Origin of the sequence: Micromonospora sp. WMMD975 (genome assembly GCF_029581215.1) — a bacterium.
In the GTDB taxonomy this organism is placed as follows: Bacteria; Actinomycetota; Actinomycetes; order Mycobacteriales; family Micromonosporaceae; genus Micromonospora.
The window spans coordinates 3,962,960-3,977,139 of sequence record NZ_CP120739.1 but is presented as its reverse complement, the minus strand read 5'-3'; the positions used below and the strand labels follow the sequence as shown (position 1 = coordinate 3,977,139).

Here is a 14,180-nt window from a genome sequence, read left to right as displayed (position 1 = left end):
CCTGCTATACCGGAGGCGTTAAGCGGGGGCCCCTCCTTACCTCCGGGGGGCGGGGCCGGGGCGGCCGAAGTGCCAGCCCTGTCCGGCGTCGCAGCCGATGTCGCGCAACCGGTCCGCCTGGTCGGCCGTCTCCACCCCCTCGGCGGTGACGGTGAGGTCGAGGGCGTGCGCCAGCGAGACCAGCGAAGCGAGGATCCGCTCGTCGGTGCCCCGGCCCGGGTCACCGGCCGGTGCCCGCAGCCCGGTCACGAACTCGCCGGCCACCTTGAGCTCGTTCACCGGCAGGTCCCGCAGGTAGGCGAGGTTGCAGTAGCCGGTGCCGAAGTCGTCGATGGCCACCCGGACGCCGAGGTCACCGAGCACCCGCAGGGCCCGGACCGGCTCGACCACGGTGCTCATCATGGTGCTTTCGGTGATCTCCAGTTGCAGCCGTTCCGGGGGCAGGCCGGTGCGGCCGAGCACGCCCTGCACCTCGGGCACGAGGTCGGGCCGGTGGAGCTGACGCACGGCCAGGTTGACGCTGACGAACGGGGCGTCCGCCCCCGCAGTCGACCAGGTGCCGGCCTCGCGGCACGCCTCGGCCAGCACCCAGCTCCCCAACCGGACGATCAGGCCGGTCTCCTCGGCCAGCGGGATGAAGCTGTCCGGCCGGAGGATCCCCAGCTCCGGGTGGCGCCAGCGCACCAGCGCCTCCATGCCGAGGACCCGGCCGTCACGCAACGAGGTCAGCGGCTGGTAGTCCAGGTAGAACTCGCCCCGGTCGAGGGCGGCGGGAATCGCCGCGGACAGCGCGTACCGGGCCAGCTCGCGGCGGTTGCGGTCGGCGTCGAACAGCGCCCAGCGGGCCCCACCGGCGGCCTTGGCCCAGTGCAGCGTGCTGTCCGCCGCGCGCATCAGCTCCATCGGCGAGGTGCCGGCCACCGGGCGCTCCACGATGCCGACGCTCGCCGACACGGTCAGCTCGTGCCCGTCGACGAGCGCCGGCTCACGGATCGCGTCCAGCGCCGCCTCGGCGACCTTCACCGCGTCGTCGGTGCCGGCGGTGCGCTCCACCAGGATCACGAACTCGTCGCCGCCGAGGCGGGCCACCAGATGCCCGCCGAGCGCCCCGCGTAACCGGTGCGCCACCGTGACCAGCAGCGAGTCGCCGACCTGATGGCCGAGGGAGTCGTTCACCACTTTGAACCGGTCCAGGTCGAGGAAGCAGACGCCGACCCGGTCGGCGCCCCGGCCGGGCGTGGCGATCGCGGCGGTCAGCCGCTCGGTGAACAGGGTGCGGTTCGGCAGGTCGGTAAGCGGGTCGTGGGTGGCCTGGTGCCGGAACCGGGCCTCGCTGTCCCGCAGCGCCCGTTCGGCCTGCGCCCGGGCCATCATGGCGGCCCGCCGGATGGACTCCTGCTCGTCGAGCGTGCGGTCGCGCAGCGCCCGGGCGTACCCGGTGGCGACGGTGGCGAGCAACCGGGCCATCCGGTCCTCGGCGTCGTCGATGTCCAGGTCGAGGTCGCGGACCAGCCGGAGCTGGATCACCTCGACGGTGCGGCCGAGTCCTTCGGCGGAGGTGATGTGCGACTGCACCAGCTCCGCGCCCACCTGATGGCCGATCCGCAGGTCGAACGGGTCGGCGCGCATCGCCTCCGCCAGCCGCTCGGTGAGCCGTTGCAGCACCTCCTCCAGCTGGGCCTGGGTCATCGGCAGGTAGCTGGTCCCGGAGACCGCTTTGGCCCAGGCCCGGGCGAACACGCCGGGGCGGCGCCCGGCGGCCCCTGTCACGTCCTCAGCCACCGAGCCGCCCGACCCCGCCCATGAAGACCGCCCGCTCGGCGTTCTCCGCCTGGTCGGGGGCGTCCGGCCGCCACTGCGGCACCCACACCACACCCGGGTCGACCAGCTCGAAGCCGGCGAAGAGCGCGGTCAGCTCGGCCCGGCCCCGGATGAACAGTTGGCTGTCGGTGCGCCGGTAGACCCGCTCCGCCTCGGCCCGCTCGCCGGTGCCGGCCCGGCCGTCGTCGCTGGCCTGGGAGAGCACCAGGTGGCTGCCGGGCGCCAGCGCCGCGCGCAGCGTCCGCAGGATCTCCTCCGGGCGGTCGGAGTCGGGGATGAAGTGCAGCACCGCCACGATCAGCACCGCGACCGGCTGGGAGAGGTCGAGCAGCCGGGTGACGTCCGGGTGGTCGAGGATCGCGGCCGGGCGGCGCAGGTCCTCCCGCACCACGACGGCCCGCTCGTTGCCGGCCAGGATCTCCTGGCTGTGCGCCACCGCGACCGGGTCCACGTCGACGTAGACCACCCGGGACTCCGGATCAACCCGTTGGGCGATCTCGTGCACGTTGCCCACGGTCGGGATGCCGGAGCCGATGTCCAGGAACTGGCGCACCCCGGCGTCGAGCAGGTGGTGCACGGCACGGCGCAGGAAGGCGCGGTTGGCCTGGGCCATCAGCGGGGCCTCGGGCACCGCCTCCACCATCGCCCGGGCGGCGGCCCGGTCGGCCGCGAAGTTGTGCGAGCCGCCCAGGTAGTAGTCGTACATGCGGGCCACGCTCGGGCGCTCGATGTCGATCGTCTCCGGTGCCCAGTCCGGCCGCTGCATGTCCCTGCCCCTTGGGTGTCGGCGACGCGCGGCGTCACCGCCGCGCGGATCACCGGGTATTCTGCCCGCCCACCGTCGCGGTGCAAAGACCACAGTCGCTCCGCGTCCGGCCGCTCACCGTACGCGGTCGCCCCGCCCGGACGTGCGGCGGGGCCCGCGTCCGGCGTACGGACGGGGCCCCGCGGCGACGGACGTCAGAACTTCGGCGCGTCCGGGGCCTCCAGCAGCCCCAGCCGCAGCGCGGTCATCAGCGCCTGGGCCCGGTTTGCGGCGCCCAGCTTCTCGTAGAGCTTGGAGATGTGGGTCTTGGCGGTCGACTCGCTGACGAAGAGCTGCTTGGCGATGCCGGCCACGCTCATGCCGTCGGCGAGCAGCCGCAGCACCTGGCCCTCCCGGGGGGAGAGCTGCGGGCCGGACGGCGCCAGCCGGCGCTTCATCGCCTCGGCCAGGTCGGCCGCGGTGAACGCGCTGGGGGAGGAGGCGGCGTGCCGGGCGGCGGCCACCACCTCGTCGGCCGGGGCGGTCTTCGGCACGAACGCGCTCGCGCCCGCCTCCAGGGCGCCGAAGAGCTGGTCGTCACCGGCATACATGGTGAGCACGACGATGCCCATCGACGCGCTGGACTTGCGCAGCGCACGGGTGGCCTCCAGGCCGCTGCCGTCGGGCAGGCGCAGGTCCATGATCACCACGTCCGGCTGGAGCGCGCCGGCCTGGCGCACGCCTTCCGCGGCCGTGGCGGCCTCGCCCACGACTTCGAACTGCCGGTCCCGCTCGAAGGCGTGCCGCAGACCCTTGCGGATGAGGTCGTGATCGTCGACAAGGAGGACCTTGGTACGGGTGGCCGGTGTCGGGCTAGTGGTCATCCTCGGGTTACTCCCCTTCTGCTGCTGCGGCGCTGCCGCGCACCTTATCGCGCCGGGGCGACGAACCGAGTAGCACCGCCACGGTTGTGCCGCTGGGTTGCCGCGGCCTGATCTCCAACCGGCCTCGGATACGTTCCGCCCTCTCCGCCATGATCGCAAGACCATAGTGCCCCTCGGGCCGCTGGTCACCGATGCCGTGACCGTCATCCGACACTTCGATCCGGGCGTACGGGGGATCAACCTCACACGTGACCCAGAGGTTCGAGGCGCCGGCGTGCTTTCGCGCGTTCGTCACCGCCTCCTGCGCGATGCGCAGCAACTCGGCCTCGGTGGCGGCCGGCAGCCGGGCGGTCGACTCGTCCAGGGAGAGGTTCACCCGCAGTCCGCCGGAGGCGCCGACGGTGCGGGCGTACTCGGCGATGGCGGCGGCCAGGCCGCCGTGCCGGTCCACCTCGCTGCGCAGCTCGAACAGGCTGAGCCGCAGCTCCTGGATCACCCGGGTGACCTCCTGGCGCAGCGTGCGCAGCGAGTCGGCGGTCTCCTCGGCGTCGTCGTGCACGGTGGCCAGGGCGTTGTCGATGCCGTAGCCGACCATGACCAGCTCCTGGGCGACCCCGTCGTGGATCTCCCGGGCCAGCCGCTGCCGCTCCTCGTTGGTGGCGAGCGAGCGCACCTCGTCGAAGAGCAGGGCGGCCTCCAGCCGCAGCGCGGCCGGGCCGGTGAGCGCCGTCACCCGGGACACCACGGGCGGCGGGTACGCGGCGCCGGCGTCCGCCTCGATGACCACCAGCCCGACCGTGCGCACGCCGGCGACGAGCGGCACGATCAGGGCGGACACCTCGCCGGAGCGCCGGGACCGGGCCTGCGAGCGGGCCGAGACGGTCGGTTGCTGGCTGGCCCAGGCGTCGGCGATGGCCGAGTCGGCGTCGAGCGTGGTCTCCCAGTCGACCCGGTCCGCGCCGATCTGCGCGAGCACCACCAGCCGGCCGCCGCCGCTGGCGGACAGCACCGCGCCGCGGTCGGTCTTCGCCACCATCCGCAGCTCCTCCAGCAGGTGCTCGGAGATGCCCCCCGGGTCGAGCGTGGCGCCGGGCAGCTGGCGGGCGACCGTGCGCAGCTGGGTCAGCAGGCGGGTCGCCTCGGCGTACGGCTGGGGTTTGCTCTCGCCGCGGACCCGCATCACCCGCTGGAGCGTGCCGGCGGTGTAGAGGCCGAGGGCGGCGAGGATCAGCCACTGGGCGCAGACCGCGAGGTAGCCGACCTGGCCGAGCTGCGGCTCGCCGCCGACCTCGGTGAACGCGGCGCTCGCGAGCAGCGTCGCCGCGGCCACCACGAGCAGCGCGGCGCCCTCGCGGAACCGGCGGCGCAGCGCGGTGACGGTGACCGGCACGGCGAGGTACGGCAGGACCGCCGACGCGCCCAGCCCGCCGGTCACGCCGGTGAGCTGGGTGTCGGCGGCGACCTGGCTGGCGGCCAGCCCGAGCACCACCACCTCGGCGAAGCGGCTGATCGGGGCCAGCAGCCGGTGCTGCGGGGCCAGTACGCCGGGCAGCCCGGCGACGCCGAGCAGGGCGATCCACCAGAGTTGGGCGGGTTCGCGGGTGGCGAACAGGGTCAGGGCGGCGACGAGCGCGAGGAGGACCGCGCGGGCCGCAGCCGCGAGGAGTTGCGTCTGCGGCTGTCCGGATGTGGAGGCGGGCACCTGACGGATGGTAGTCAGCGCCGGTAGATCTCCGCGATCTCCGTGGCGTACGTCTTGTGCACGACCTGCCGTTTGACCTTCAGCGACGGGGTCAGCTCGCCGGTCGCCTCGGTGAAGTCCTGCGGCAGGATCCGGAACACCTTGATCGCCTCGGCCTTGGAGACGGTCTGGTTGGCCTGGTCGACCGCGGTCTGGATCTCGGCCCGCAGCGTCTCGTCGTCGCGCAGGTCGGCCGCGGTGGTGGTCTCCGGGCGCCCGTGCCCGGCCAGCCACTTCGGCAGCGCCTCCTCGTCGATGGTGACGAGCGCCGCGATGAACGGCTGGCGGTCGCCGACCACCACGCACTGGCTGATCAGCGGGTGCGCCCGCACCTGGTCCTCGAGCACCGCCGGGGCGACGTTCTTGCCGCCGGCGGTCACGATGATCTCCTTCTTCCGGCCGGTGATGCTGAGGTAGCCGTCCTCGTCGAGCTGGCCCAGGTCGCCGGTGCGGAACCAGCCGTCGGTGGTGAGCGCCTCGGCGGTGGCCGTCTCGTTGTGCCAGTAGCCCTGGAAGACGATGTCGCCGGAGATCAGGATCTCGCCGTCGTCCTCGATCCGGACGGCGACGCCTGGTAGCGGGCGGCCGACCGTGCCGATCCGGGTGCCGGTGGGCAGGTTGGCGGCGGCTGCCGGCGCGGTCTCGGTGAGGCCGTACCCCTCGCAGATGGTCACCCCGACGCCGCGGAAGAAGTGCCCGAGCCGGGCGCCGAGCGGCGCGCCGCCGGAGATGGCGTCGCGGCACCGGCCGCCGAGCGCCGCGCGCAGCTTGCCGTAGACCAGCCGGTCGAAGAGGGCGTGCTGGGCACGTAGCGCCAGCCCCGGCCCGCCGGGAAGCTCCTGGGCCTCGCTCCAGGCGATGGCGACCTTCTCCGCCCGGTCGAAGATCGCGCCCTTGCCGTCGGCCTCGGCCTTCTGCCGGGCGCCGTTGTAGACCTTCTCGAAGACCCGGGGTACGGAGAGCACGAACGTCGGTTTGAACTCCTGGAGCTCACCGACCAGGTCCTTGGTGTCCGCGCAGTGCGCCATGGTGGCCCGGGCCTGCACCACGCCGACCTGGATGAGCCGGGCGAACGCGTGCGCCAGCGGCAGGAAGAGCAGGGTGGAGGCGCCCTCCCGGAACAGGTTCGGCAGCACCGGCACCGCGTTGGCGATGTCGGCGTAGATGTTGCGGTGGGTCAGCACGCAGCCCTTGGGGCGGCCGGTGGTGCCGCTGGTGTAGATGATCGTGGCGATGTCGTCGGCCTTGAGCATCGAGCGGCGTACCTCGATCTCGGCCGGGTCCACCGACTCGCCGGAGGTGACCAGTCGGGTCACCGCGTCCAGCTCGATCTGCCAGATCTCGCGCAGCTCGGGCAGCCGGTCCCGGACGCCGGCGACCAGGGTCGCGTGTGCGGTGCTCTCCACCACCACGGCCACGGCGCCGGAGTCGCCGAGGATCCAGGCGGCCTGCTCGGCGCTCGACGTCTCGTAGATCGGCACGGTGACCGCGCCGGCGGCCCAGATCGCGTAGTCGAGCAGGGTCCACTCGTAGCGGGTGCGGCTCATCAGGCCGACCCGGTCGCCGGGGGAGACGCCGGCCGCGACCAGGCCCCGCGCCACCGCGACCACCTCGTCCCGGAACTGCCGGCAGGTCACCTCGGTGCGGGACGGCGCTCCGGCGTCGCCGGCGACCCGGACGAACTGCACGGTGTCCGGGGCGACCTCGGCGTTGTCCCAGACCGGGTCGGTCAGGTTGGCCGCGTCGCCGACGGTGACGATCGGCGGGACGGAGAACTCGCGCACCTGCACTCCCTCGTGCTCGCGCCGGCGGGCCGGCGTGGTCGGCTCAGTCGAAACCTACCCGCCCGCGCGGGTGGGCGGCCGGGTAGCCTCCCCCCATGGCGGACTCCTCCACCCAGTCGATCACCATCGGCGCGTCACCGGACCGGGTGGCGGCGGTCATCTGTGACTTCCCCCGCTACCCGGAGTGGACCGAGGCGGTGCGCGCGGCCGAGGTGGTCGAGGAGTACGAGGACGGCTACGCCAGCCAGGTCCGGTTCACGCTCGACGCGGGCGTGCTGGCCGACGAGTACGTGCTCGCCTACGAGTACGCCGAGGACATCTCCCGGATCGAGTGGCACCTGGTCGCGCCGTCGAAGATGCAGCGGTCCCAGCACGGGTCGTACGACCTGGTGGGCAACCCGGACGGGACGACCACGGTGACCTACACGCTCGAGGTGGAGCTGTCGGTGGGGATGCTCGGCATGTTCCGCCGCAAGGCCGAAAAAATGATCATGGACGCGGCGTTGAAGCAGCTCAAGCGCCGGGTAGAAACACCCGGTGCGGCAGACTGATTCCGTTCGCCGTCCCGGTCGTCACGCTTGAGGAGCCGCGCCATGGGCACCACCGATCCGGGCTCGGCCCGGGAAGAGGCCGAGCGCCTCGTCGTCAGTCTGCTGGCCGCCGCGCGGCTGGCCACCACCCCGTCCGGCCCCGGGGGCCCGCTCGGTGGGATCCTCTCGGGTGTCCTCGGTCACACGGCCGGGGGCAACGCCTCCGGCGGAGCCGCCGGTTTCGCCACCGGGTCGCCGGAATGCTGCGTCTGCCCGGTCTGCCGCGGGATCGCCGCGTTGCGCGACCCGAGTCCGGAGTTCGCCGAGCGGCTCGCCACCGGCGCCGGTGACCTCGCGGCCGGCGTGGCAAGCGTGCTGCGGGCCTTCGCACCTGGCGAACCGGCCGAACGGCCCGAACCGGCGGAACCGGCCGGACCGGACGGACGCGACGAGCCGGCGGCGACCACGACGCCCGCGGGTGCCGGTGGTCCCGCGCCGGCCGGCGCGGGTGACCACGTGTGGCGCGAGGCGACCCGTACCGGGCATGATTCTCAGCCGGCGCCCGAGCAGGACGTATGGTCCGCCGCCACTCGGGACGAGCCGGCGGCGAGCCGGCCGCCGGCCGGTCGTCCCGTGGTGCCCGCCTCGCGGGCGTCCGGGGAGGCGGGCGCGGACGCACCAGGCGACGGGGCCTGACCACCGGACATCCCGGGTACGCACGGCCGGTTCGGCCGGTGCCGGGGCAGCACAGCAGAGGGGAGTGGCGGCGGTGACGCTGACCATCGGAGTCGACGTCGGTGGCACGAAGGTGGCCGGCGGTGTCGTGGACGACACCGGCGCGGTACTCGTGCAGACGCGACGGGACACCCCCGCCGACGACGTGGCCAAGACCCGCGACGTCATCATCGAGGTGGTCACCGAGCTGTCCGCCGGCCGTACCGTCGAGGCGGTCGGGATCGGCGCGGCCGGCTGGATCGACGCGGCCCGCTCCACCGTCCTCTTCGCCCCGAACCTGGCCTGGCGGGACGAGCCGCTGCGCTCCTACGTCAGCAACGCCACCGGCCTGCCGGTGATCGTGGAGAACGACGGGAACGTGGCCGCCTGGGCGGAGTTCCGCTACGGCGCGGCGCGCGACGCCGACGACTCGATGGTCATGTTCACCATCGGCACCGGGGTCGGCGGCGGCATCGTGCTCGGTGGCGAGTTGGTCCGCGGCGCCAACGGCATCGCGGCCGAGCTGGGGCACATGCTCACCGTGCCGGACGGCCACCAGTGCGGCTGCGGCCGGTTGGGCTGCATCGAGCAGTACGCCAGTGGCAGCGCCCTGGTCCGCTTCGCCCGGGCCGCCGCCCGGCAGGAGCCGCACCGGGCCACCGCGTTGCTGGAGCTGGCCGACGGTGAGGCCGAGGCGATCACCGGCCCGATGGTGACCGCCGCGGCCAAGGGTGGCGACCCGGTCTCCACCGAGGCGTTCGCCCAGGTCGGCCGCTGGCTCGGCACCAGCCTCGCCGACATGGCGCAGATCCTCGACCCACAGGTGCTCGTGGTCGGCGGCGGTGTGATCGACGCCGGTGACCTGCTGCTCGGCCCGACCCGGCGCTCGTTCACGGAGGCGCTGGCCCAGCGCAGCCGCCTGCCGGTGGCCGAGGTGCGTCCGGCCGAACTGGGCAACACCGCGGGCGTGATCGGCGCCGCCGACCTGGCTCGGCGGGTCTGACGTGCCGGGTCCGGGAGTTCCGCTGCGGGTGCTGTCGTACAACGTGCACAGCCAGCGCGACGACACCGCCGCGCTGGCCGAGGTGGTCCGGCAGGCCGCGCCGGACGTGGTGATCGTCCAGGAGGGACCGCGCCGGTTCCGGTGGCGGCAGAAGTGCGCCACGCTCGCCGACTCGTTCGGCCTGGTGTTCGCCGCCGGCGGCCTGCCGTCGCTGGGGAACGTGTTGTTGACAAGCCTGCGCGTCCGGGTCACCGACACCCGGTGCGAGCGCTACCCGCTGACCCCGGGCCGGCACCTGCGCGGGGCCGCGTACGCGCGGTGCCGGGTGGGCGGCGTCGACTTCCTGCTGGCCGGCTCGCACCTGTCCACCGATCCGGCGGAGCGGCCCGCGCAGGCGGCGGCGTTCAAGCGGGCGCTTGCCGCGTCCACGCTGCCGGTGGTGGCCGGCGCGGACCTCAACGAAGGGCCGGACGGGCCGGCCTGGCGGACCGTGGCCGACGGGCTGACCGACACCGCGGTCGCCGCCGACCGGGCCGACCGGCACACGTTCTCCTGCGCCGACCCGCGCCGTCGCATCGACGCGCTCTTCGTCGACCCGCGGATCAGCGTGGTCGACTACGACGTGGTCGACACGCCGACGACCCGCAGGGCCAGCGACCACTTCCCGGTCCTGGTCGACCTGTTGCTGCCCGCCGCCGACTGACCCCACGACGGTCGGCCGGTGCCCGACGGGCGCGAGCCGCGTGGTGGCCGCGCGGTGCGGGCTGCGGTGGTGCGGGCCGTGCGGCGCGGCCGGTCCGGGTGGTTACGGAACGTGAGATACCGGTGGGTGAGGCAGGGGGATCGCTGGCGCCTTTGCTCTGCAGCCCCATACGCATCAGATACCCACGGTCACTGCGGGGGCGAGGTGTGACCCGAAGCTCCATCCGGGACCGCCCAGGTCATTGTCGCGCTGCGTCGGTGGCTGCAGAGCAAAGGCGGGAGAGGGGCACTGCGTCGGCCCGGCCCTGTCCTCACTCTGAGTGAATCGGCGGACGGTGACCGAGCGTGAAGATGCGCTCCGGGCGGACGGTGTCGACACTCGGGTGGCTGGACAACGGAGGGCATTGTCGGCAGGATTTCGCACCGACCCGGCACGCGTGCCGTACGAAGGAGAATTCGCGGTGTCCTCCCCCACCGACCCCACCGATCTCGGTCGCCCCGATTTCGGTCGCCCCGATCCGGTCTCCGACCGGGGCGACACGGTCTGCGTCATCGGCGCCGGCGCCAGCGGGCTGACCGCGGTGAAGAACCTTCGCGAGGCCGGCTTCGGCGTGGACTGCTACGAACGCGAGACAGGCGTCGGCGGGGCGTGGAACTGGCGGCACGACCGCAGCCCGGTGTACGCCAGCACGCACCTCATCTCGTCCCGGCCGTTCACCCAGTTCCCGGACTTCCCGATGCCCGACGACTGGCCGGACTACCCGCACCACAGCCAGTTGCTGTCCTACTTCGAGCGCTACGCCGACCACTTCGACCTGCGGCAGTACGTCTGGTTCGGCACCGAGGTGGTCCGGGTCGAGCCGGTCGAGGGGGACCGGTGGGACGTGACCACCCGCAGCACCGGCGGCTACGGCCCCGAGCGCACCTCCAGGTACGCCGCCGTGGTGCTGGCCAACGGCCACAACTGGTCGCCGAAGCTGCCCCGGTACGAGGGGTTGGCGGAGTTCCGCGGTGAGGTCATGCACGCGTCCTCCTACAAGGACCCGGCCCAGCTACGCGGCAAGCGGGTGCTCGTGGTCGGCGCCGGCAACACCGGCTGCGACATCGCGGTCGAGGCCGCCCAGCAGGCGTCGCACTGCTGGCACTCCACCCGACGCGGCTACTGGTACGCCCCGAAGTTCGTCCTCGGCCGCCCGGCCGACCAGGTCAACGACACGCTGCTGGCGCTGCGGGTGCCGTTGCGGGTGCGGCAGTGGCTCTATCACATGACGTTGCGGCTGACCGTCGGCGACCTGACCCGGTTCGGCCTGCCGAAGCCCGATCACCGGGTCTACGAGACGCACCCGATCGCCAACAGCCAACTCGTCTACTACGTCGGGCACGGGGAGATCACCCCGGTGCCCGACGTGGCCCGGTTCGACGACCGCACGGTCGAGCTGACCGACGGCCGGCGGATCGACCCGGAACTGGTGGTGTTCGCCACCGGCTATCTGCCGCGCTTCGAGTTCATGCAGGGCCGGGTGCTCGGCGACGAGGACGGCTCCGGGCGGCCCCGGCTGTGGTTGAACGCCTTCACCGCCGGCCACCCCACGCTGGCCGTGGTCGGCCTGGTCCAGCCGGACTCCGGCATCTTCGCCATCTCGCACTGGCAGAGCGCCCTCTTCGCCCGGCTGCTCACGCTGCGCGCCACCCGCCCCGACCGGGTCGCCGCGTTCGACCGCCGGGTCCGCGCCGGCCTCGGTGAGCGGTACTCGGCGAAGGTCAAGGACAGTACCCGGCACTGGTTCGAGGTCGGGCACGCCGACTACCTGCGCGCGCTGCAACGGGCGTGGTACGAGCTGGAGGCAGGCGTGAACGGAGGGCAGCCCCGGTGACCAGCGAGCGGGTGCGGGTGGTCCGGGCCTGGGAGTGGGCGCGGCCGGAGCGGCCGGTGCGCCGCGAGGTGCTGGCCGCGGTGCCCGAGCAGGAGGAGGCAAAGCCGCCGCTGCTGTTCGTGCCCGGCTTCGGGCACGGCGCGTGGGCGTTCGCCGAACACTGGCTCGGCCACGCCGCCGGGCGGGGCTTCCCGGCGTACGCGCTGAGCCTGCGCGGGCACGGCGGCAGTGAGCCGGCGCCGGAGGCGACGCTGCGTGCGTACACCCATGACGTGACGCAGGTGGCGGCGAGCCTGCCGCGGCAGGCGGTGCTGGTGGGGCACGGCGCCGGCGCCCGGGTGGTGGCGCACGCGCTGGCCCGCTATCCGGCGCGGGCCGCGGTGCTTGTCGCGCCGGTGCTCGGCGGCTGGTCGACGTTCGGCGCGGCGCTGCGCCGCAACCCGGTCGGCACGCTGCCGGCGGTCTTCGGGGCCGGGCTGCGGCTGAACCGGCGTCAGCTGTTCAGCCGGGAACTGTCCGACGCCGACGCTCGCCGGCACCTGGCCCGGCTGGGCCGGGCCGGCCGCCGGGCGCAGTGGCAGCTGCTCACCGGCCGGTCGCCGGAGCCGGCGGTGGGCCGACCGCCGGTGCTGGTGCTCGGCAGCCCCGACGACCGGGTGTTGCCGGCGAGCGCGTTGACCCGGGCGGCGCGCCGCCACGCCTCGGCACCGCTGCTCTTCCCCGGCATGGGTCACGACCTGATGCTCGACGCCCGCTGGCGGGAACCGATCGACGCGATCCTGGACTGGCTGGACAAGGACCCGGCGCCCACCCTCGGGTGAGCGCCGGGCGGTGGCTCAGCGGGAGACGGAGCGGCGGCCGACGAGCGACCCGCTCTCCTCGAGCGCGCTCAGGTAGGACGCCGCCCACGCGTGGATGTCGTTGTGGGCCAGGTGCTCCCGCATCGCGCGCATCCGGGCCGACACGTCCTCCGGTCCGGCCCGCAGCGCGGCGAGCAGCCCCTGCTTGAGCCCGTCCAGGTCGTGCGGGTTGACCAGGAAGGCATGCTCCATCTCGGCCGCCGCGCCGGCGAACTCGCTGAGCAGCAACGCCCCGGTGCCGTCGACCCGGGCCGCCACGTACTCCTTGGCCACCAGGTTCATCCCGTCGCGCAGCGGGGTCACCGCCATCACGTCGGCGACCCGGTAGAGCGCGACCAGCTCGGCCCGGTCGAAGGGCTGGGTGAGGTAGTGGATCGCGGGTTCGCCGACCCGGCCGAACTCGCCGTTGATCCGGCCCACCTGGTGCTCCACCCGGTCGCGCAGGATCTGGTATTGCGCCACCCGGTCCCGGCTGGGCACCGCCACCTGCACCAGCACGGTGTCCCGCACCTTGACGTCGCCGCTCGCCAACAGCTCGCGGTAGGCCTTCAGCCGCTGCTCGATGCCCTTGGTGTAGTCCATCCGGTCGACGCTGAGGATCACCTTCTCGGGCCGGCCGAGGTCCTGCCGCAGTCGGTTGGCCCGCTCGGCGACCTCGGGCCGGGCGGCGAGCGCGGCCATCTCGGCGGTGTCGATGGCGACCGGGAAGGCGCCGATGCGCACCACCCGGTCGTCGACCCCGATCCGCCGGTCGGTCGCGGACAGGCCGAGCACCTTGGTGGCGAGCTGGGCGAAGTTGTGCGCCGCCTGAGCCCGCTGGAAGCCGATCAGGTCGGCGCCGAGCATCCCACGCAGCAGCTCGGACCGGCGGGGAAGCTGCATGAACAGCTCCGGCGGCGGGAACGGCACGTGCAGGAAGAAGCCGATCCGCAGGTCGGGGCGGAGCGCGCGGAGCTGGCCCGGCACGAGTTGCAGGTGGTAGTCCTGCACCCAGACCAGCCCGCCCGGCTCGGCCGCCTCGGCGGCGGCCTCGGCGAAGCGCTGATTGACCCGCTGGTACGCCTCCCACCAGCGGCGATGATATTCGGGCTGCTCCACGGCGTCGTGGTAGAGCGGCCAGAGGGTGGCGTTGGCGAAACCCTCGTAGTGGTCGCGGAAGTCCTCCGCGCTGAGCGCGACGCTGCGCATCCGGACCCCGTCCACGTCGGGCAGGTCGGGCGCCGGACCGGTGCCGCCGGCCCAGCCCACCCACGTGGCGGGCGTGTGCCGGAGCAGCGGGTGCAGGGCGCTCACCAGCCCGCCCGGGCTGCGGCGCCACTCGAAGGCGCCGTCCGGCGCCACACTGTCGTCGATGGGGAGGCGGTTGGCCACCACCACCAGGGGGCTCTGTCGCATCTCGGGCAATCCGCTCAGCAGGGGTGCCGGCGACCGGAGCGGAGCGCGAACCGGACAGCCGGTGCGGGACGGTGACGTTCAGCGGTATTCCTACTGACCGTAAGTTACACCCCTGTTACCCGATCGG

At 73.6% G+C, this 14,180-nt stretch carries 12 protein-coding genes; 6 read left to right on the top strand and 6 right to left on the bottom strand.

Features of this window, described 5'->3' with window-relative positions; translation table 11 throughout:
* Positions 1-36: 36 nt before the first annotated feature.
* From O7613_RS17170 to O7613_RS17150, 5 genes are all read right to left on the bottom strand, one after another.
* Positions 37-1,689: a bifunctional diguanylate cyclase/phosphodiesterase gene (locus O7613_RS17170; RefSeq protein WP_282294557.1), complete on the bottom strand. Its 1,653-nt coding sequence runs from the start codon at positions 1,687-1,689 to the stop codon at positions 37-39.
* A gap of 85 nt (positions 1,690-1,774) precedes the next feature.
* Positions 1,775-2,587 carry an SAM-dependent methyltransferase gene (locus O7613_RS17165; protein ID WP_281587391.1) on the bottom strand — a complete coding sequence of 271 codons (813 nt, stop codon included), beginning with the start codon at positions 2,585-2,587 and terminating at the stop codon, positions 1,775-1,777.
* 194 nt (positions 2,588-2,781) lie between these two features.
* Positions 2,782-3,450, bottom strand: coding sequence for a response regulator transcription factor (locus O7613_RS17160; protein ID WP_007072219.1), 669 nt, complete (start codon positions 3,448-3,450; stop codon positions 2,782-2,784).
* Between the two features lie 7 nt (positions 3,451-3,457).
* Entirely contained in the window at positions 3,458-5,152 is a 1,695-nt protein-coding gene (locus tag O7613_RS17155; RefSeq protein ID WP_282289287.1) for a GAF domain-containing sensor histidine kinase, read from the bottom strand.
* 14 nt (positions 5,153-5,166) lie between these two features.
* Positions 5,167-6,975 carry a long-chain fatty acid--CoA ligase gene (locus O7613_RS17150; RefSeq protein WP_282289286.1) on the bottom strand — a complete coding sequence of 603 codons (1,809 nt, stop codon included), beginning with the start codon at positions 6,973-6,975 and terminating at the stop codon, positions 5,167-5,169.
* A gap of 95 nt (positions 6,976-7,070) precedes the next feature.
* On the opposite strand from O7613_RS17150, the gene O7613_RS17145 reads away from it, so the two are divergent.
* From O7613_RS17145 to O7613_RS17120, 6 genes are all read left to right on the top strand, one after another.
* The gene (locus O7613_RS17145) at positions 7,071-7,526 is read left to right on the top strand and encodes an SRPBCC family protein (RefSeq protein ID WP_281587394.1); all 456 of its coding nucleotides are present in this window, start codon (positions 7,071-7,073) and stop codon (positions 7,524-7,526) included.
* 42 nt (positions 7,527-7,568) lie between these two features.
* Positions 7,569-8,201 (top strand): hypothetical protein, encoded by a 633-nt coding sequence (locus O7613_RS17140; protein ID WP_281587395.1) that lies wholly within the window; start codon positions 7,569-7,571, stop codon positions 8,199-8,201.
* A 73-nt stretch (positions 8,202-8,274) separates the two neighbouring features.
* Complete coding sequence (locus O7613_RS17135) at positions 8,275-9,222, top strand: ROK family glucokinase (protein ID WP_281587396.1); 948 nt, start codon at positions 8,275-8,277, stop codon at positions 9,220-9,222.
* A gap of 1 nt (position 9,223) precedes the next feature.
* Positions 9,224-9,925 carry an endonuclease/exonuclease/phosphatase family protein gene (locus O7613_RS17130; protein WP_281587397.1) on the top strand — a complete coding sequence of 234 codons (702 nt, stop codon included), beginning with the start codon at positions 9,224-9,226 and terminating at the stop codon, positions 9,923-9,925.
* A 460-nt stretch (positions 9,926-10,385) separates the two neighbouring features.
* Positions 10,386-11,798 (top strand): NAD(P)-binding domain-containing protein, encoded by a 1,413-nt coding sequence (locus O7613_RS17125; RefSeq protein WP_282289285.1) that lies wholly within the window; start codon positions 10,386-10,388, stop codon positions 11,796-11,798.
* A complete protein-coding gene (locus tag O7613_RS17120) occupies positions 11,795-12,619 on the top strand; it encodes an alpha/beta fold hydrolase (RefSeq protein ID WP_281587399.1) in 825 nt (274 codons plus the stop codon). Before O7613_RS17125 ends, O7613_RS17120 begins: the two co-directional genes overlap by 4 nt.
* Before the next feature lie 15 nt (positions 12,620-12,634).
* Here O7613_RS17120 and O7613_RS17115 read toward each other — a convergent pair whose 3' ends face one another.
* The gene (locus O7613_RS17115; RefSeq protein ID WP_281587400.1) at positions 12,635-14,053 is read right to left on the bottom strand and encodes a trehalose-6-phosphate synthase; all 1,419 of its coding nucleotides are present in this window, start codon (positions 14,051-14,053) and stop codon (positions 12,635-12,637) included.
* Positions 14,054-14,180 lie beyond the last annotated feature (127 nt).